We start from the raw sequence: 4,872 nt of genomic DNA on the forward strand, positions 1-4,872 counted from the left end.
CGAACTGCTTCCGTGGCGCATAGCACTGCCAGCTGAATAACACATCCCCGTCAATACGGCCCTCGCTGTACGCTTACAATTGAGTTATATTCTTTGCTTTTTGTGCACGGTTAGTAAAAAGAAACCATCCACAATAATATGAATGGTCTGGATAGAAAAGATGATCGAAGGTTTGATATCGTATGTCATCACAATCGGTGAGCAATATCCAAGGAGATGAATATGTCCGATAGTGATTATTTTTAATTATGCAACTGTTTTACGTAAAATCTTGTCTTATTGCGCACTTGTGTTTTTACTGAAAACAATCCGAATAATCACGGAGACAGGAGCAGGGCCAGTAACAACGGAAAAAATGAACTAATGCACTATTAGATAATAGATGGCGTTTGATTTATATCACACTTTGTAATGATTTATGCGGAACGTATTGTGTATTTGGATAGTTAAATTAGTCAGAGAGAACACTGAGTTTGTTATGTATCGTATATTACGCTTGTCTGTTCTTATTATAAGCCTGTCAGGGGGAAATGTTGTTGCTCATGCTGATAACTTATCACCCCGGGTAAATATTGGTATGTCTGAGTATTCCGGAAACCGAATTCAGCATTCTGATATTGATGCGAGATTTTTTCCTGTCTGGGGGGATGAAGTACGGCGCAGAGGGTATGATATTCCGGAGCCTTTTGGTATCGGTTATAACTACATGAATCTGCGTCAGGACATTATCGTGGATAATATAGCTTTCGCTATGCCCGCCGGAAAAAATCTTCCCGGAGGGTTGTCAGTTAATGCAGGTCATACCCGTGAACGAAGCCAGACACATATGCTGAAAGGCGATATCTGGGTTTTCCCTTTTATGAATGTATATGGCATGTATGGGAAAACAAAAGGAACGTCTCATACCATCCTCAAAGGAGGAAGTTTTAAACTCGGTTCAGTCAGGGTTCCATTAAAATTCTTAGAAAATCAGCTATTTGACCTGAAATTTGAAGGCGAAACTTACGGTGGTGGGGTGACACTGGCCGGCGGATGGAAACATTGTTTCGGTACTCTGGATATCAATTATAGCGGGACAAATCTGGATATCCTGGACGGTGATATTAAGGCACTGGTTATCTCCCCGCGTATTGGGTACGAATTCAGATTCCCTTCGTTGATTTCAGGTGAGAAGGACATGGCGTTTCAGATTTGGTCTGGTGCAATGTATCAGGATATCACTCAACGATTCAAAGGGAATGTCAGTGGGTTGAATCTGCCTGTAGGTCTTCAGCAAATTGTGGACCGGACAGGTGGGAATGACATGAAGTTTGATGTCAGACAACATATTTCACATAAATGGAGCAGTATAGCTGGCGTGCGTCTGGAAATGTCGCGCCACTTTAGCCTGTTATCTGAAATTGGTTTTAACCATCGTAACAGCTTTTTCATTTCAGGGGAGTTTCGTTTCTGATGGTTATGCAATTTCTGACGGGATTGTTTTTTTTTGCCTGATGATGCTTCCTCTTGCAGCCGTTGCCGGGGGAGGGACATGGCAGGAAAGAATAGACAGTATACTGACAAAGCCGGAACAGGGAGCAGATACTGACTGGGGAGTTCTGGCTGGTCCTTTCTATTCACCTGAAATGGGGGCCGGAGTTGGTCTTGTTCAGGCTGCTGTGTATCAGGCCAGTAAGCAATCAGGAGGGAAAAACTCTGCCATATCAGTGACCGGATTTGCTTCTTTAACTGGTGCATTCGGTGTGGAGCTGAATAATTACTCTTATCTGGATAACGATACCTGGCGTTTTTATCTGAATGGTGTTGTCAATAAAGTACCAACAGATTACTGGGGAAGAGGTTACCGGGCGGGATATGTTAAAAAAAATTTCGGCGAATATATTGCAGAGCAACAACAACTTTCACCTTCGTTTTTATTTCGTATCGCTGATAACACTTATATTGGTACAGGGTGGAAATTCAACAGTGTTAATGTTGTATCTGTGAATCCGGCTCTCAGGAAATATATGTCTGAGCATGATTATCAACAAAATAGTGTTTCTTCGGGGGCCAGTGTTATTTTTAGTTACGACAGCCGTGATTTTTTACTGAATGCTCACCGGGGGCAGGGGCTGGATGTTCGTTACACCTGGTACTCCCCTTTTCTGGGGAGTGATGAGCGTTTCAGTACCACTGAGGTTCAGTATAATTATTATTATTCACTGGATGACAGGACTGTTCTGGCCTTTGATAACTATGCCCGTTTTGTTTCTGGCCATGTCCCCTGGGACCAGTTCTCTCACCTTGGTAATGGGCGACAGATGCGGGGATATTATGATGGTCGTTATCAGGATAATCATGTTTTTGCTTTTCAGATGGAATATCGACGAAAACTGGCATGGCGACATGGTATTGCGTTCTGGGTTGGTGGGGGAACGATGAGTAAGACAGTGGGTCATCTTGGTTATGGTCACTGGTTACCGGATGCTGGCATTGGATATCGTTTTGAATTTAAGCCACGGATGAATGTGCGACTGGATTTTGGTATTGGAAAACGAAGTTGTGGTTTTTATTTTCAGACAGGAGAGGCTTTCTGATGAAACGGTTAATTATCAGAATTGTCATATTCTTTTTTTTGTCTGGTTACCAGAATATTTCCCATTCTGCTCATTTTTCTGATTTCTTATCCCGCCTTCCGGAGCCTGCCCAGCAGGCTTTTCCCGTTGCAACCGATGTTTCTGCACCGGAAGGACTGCGCCCTTGTTGTGTTTTTGGTTATGGGGCGCAGATAAAACTGGGAAAAATACCTCTTCCATTCTTTACTATAGATAATGTTCTGGAGCCTGATGCATTGGGAGAACATATTTATAATAATAGTTTTATGTCTGGTATTGCAGCAGTTATGGGATTGAGCCATGAAAATACCGGTATTATTTATACCCGGCAGGGGGGATTTATTGATCTTGCACATGTGCGGGATACTGCTGATTATACTTTCTGGTTATTCACACAAATATATCCTCGCCTTGGTGAAGCCAGAATGCTTACACTGTCCAGTGAATTATTTTCTCGCCGTATCCAGTTGTATGCTTTTACACCACCACAGAGCCAGGCTGAAAAATATACGTTAAGTGTTTATCTGGCGGCTCATCTGGCATTTCGTCTGGCAGTATGGCATGAAATTGCACAATGGTATGGTTACCAGTCTGTACCGGGGATTCTGGAAGAGATTTCGGCATTTACGCCGGAAGATCTCTATTCTAATCTACTGGGAGCCCGCCTTGCGATGAGTTTATTGAGCAGGGGATATGGTGATTCAGTCTCTCATTTTAGTTCAGGAATGCAGGGAGTTATCCCTGAGGCTCTGAAGCTGTTGAAAGTACAACCGGCAGAAATAACCCGGCATATGTTAGATAATCTTAATGGATCGTGGTGGAATAAACAGGAACGTATACCTGATAAATTTTTCGTATTATGTCGGAACTATGATGTGAACGATGTTCGTTTACCATTCCAGCCTCCAGAGGAAATGGAACGAGGTGTAAGGCTGATGTTACCGCAGAGTTATGCCGGACGAAAACTGGCCAGTCTGGCCTCAATAGAATTATGGCCAACAAAGGAGGCAGGAACGTTACCTGTTACTCGTGTCCCTTTTACAGAAAAAGATTTTCCTGTGTTGATTAAGTATGCTACTGATACAGATATGAAACTGCTAAGACACCAGACGTGTTCATCAGAATGATGATATCGCTGCTCCGGGTAGATGAGTACGTTATTACGGCAGATACTGGTAATACATATTTGTGCACAAAAAGATAATACCATGGTAAGCGTAAACCGACCGCCGTATGTAGCCATTAGACAAGAATTGGTAACTTAGACGCCCATCTGACACAGACGGACATCTAAGTATGGAATTACAGGACTGGCGAAAAGAACCTCGTAAAAAGTATTCGAATGAATTCAAACTTCGTATGGTTGAACTGGCATCACAACCCGGTGCTTGTGTGGCCCAGATTGCACGAGAAAATGGCGTCAATGATAATGTTATTTTCAAATGGCTCAGACTCTGGCAAAACGAAGGGCGTATATCACGGCGTCTTCCGGTGACAACCACTTCTGACGCAGGCCTTGAATTATTACCTGTAGAGATAACGCCTGATGAGCCGAAAGAACCGATGGCTGCTCTTACTCCGCCCTTATCCACTTAGACTACTGTCAGTGCCAGCTCCTGCAAGGTGGAGTTCCGTCACGGTAACATGACGCTGGAAAATCCTTCACCAGAGCTGCTCACTGTATTGATTCGTGAACTGACCGGGAGGGGAAGATGATCTCACTCCCATCCGGTACCCGTATCTGGCTCGTTGCCGGGATAACCGATATGCGTAAGTCTTTCAACGGGCTGGGTGAACAGGTACAGGATGTGTTAAATGTTAATCCCTTCTCCGGTCACCTGTTTATCTTCCGTGGCAGACGGGGTGACACCGTTAAAATTCTTTGGGCTGATGCTGATGGTCTGTGTCTGTTCACCAAACGCCTGGAGGAAGGCCAGTTTATCTGGCCTGCGGTGCGTGACGGTAAGGTATCCATTACCCGCTCGCAACTGGCAATGCTCCTCGATAAGCTGGACTGGCGTCAGCCAAAAACATCCCGCCTTAACGCCCTGACAATGTTGTAAAAAACGCCTGGCCGCATTATAAAAACGGCCATGAGTCAGAAATACCTCATTCGCATTGCAGAACTGGAAAGCCAGCTCCGTCAGAAAGACCAGCAACTGAGTCTGGTTGAAGAGACGGAGGCCTTCCTGCGCTCTGCACTGGCACGTGCCGAAGAAAAGATCGAAGAAGATGAACGGGAAATAGAACATCTGCGGGCTCAGATAGAAAAACTGCG

At 44.4% G+C, this 4,872-nt stretch carries 4 protein-coding genes and 2 pseudogenes; all 6 read left to right on the plus strand.

Features of this window, described 5'->3' with window-relative positions:
• Positions 1 to 478 precede the first annotated feature (478 nt).
• On the plus strand, positions 479 to 1,453 hold the full coding sequence (locus tag BEB42_RS25560; protein ID WP_001352823.1) for a hypothetical protein: 975 nt from the start codon (positions 479 to 481) through the stop codon (positions 1,451 to 1,453).
• The gene (locus BEB42_RS25565; RefSeq protein ID WP_236942420.1) at positions 1,401 to 2,576 is read left to right on the plus strand and encodes a BamA/TamA family outer membrane protein; all 1,176 of its coding nucleotides are present in this window, start codon (positions 1,401 to 1,403) and stop codon (positions 2,574 to 2,576) included. The genes BEB42_RS25560 and BEB42_RS25565 overlap by 53 nt, the downstream gene beginning before the upstream one ends.
• Complete coding sequence (locus tag BEB42_RS25570; protein WP_048227908.1) at positions 2,576 to 3,721, plus strand: DUF4056 domain-containing protein; 1,146 nt, start codon at positions 2,576 to 2,578, stop codon at positions 3,719 to 3,721. The genes BEB42_RS25565 and BEB42_RS25570 overlap by 1 nt, the downstream gene beginning before the upstream one ends.
• 169 nt (positions 3,722 to 3,890) lie before the next feature.
• Positions 3,891 to 4,310: pseudogene (gene tnpA / locus BEB42_RS26445) on the plus strand (IS66-like element accessory protein TnpA).
• The gene (gene tnpB / locus BEB42_RS25580) at positions 4,307 to 4,657 is read left to right on the plus strand and encodes an IS66 family insertion sequence element accessory protein TnpB (RefSeq protein ID WP_000624663.1); all 351 of its coding nucleotides are present in this window, start codon (positions 4,307 to 4,309) and stop codon (positions 4,655 to 4,657) included. Before tnpA ends, tnpB begins: the two are co-directional and overlap by 4 nt.
• A 30-nt stretch (positions 4,658 to 4,687) precedes the next feature.
• A pseudogene (locus BEB42_RS25585) lies at positions 4,688 to 4,872 on the plus strand (IS66 family transposase); the annotation flags it as partial.

The organism is Escherichia sp. MOD1-EC5990 (assembly GCF_002965285.1).
GTDB lineage: Bacteria > Pseudomonadota > Gammaproteobacteria > Enterobacterales > Enterobacteriaceae > Escherichia > Escherichia coli_F.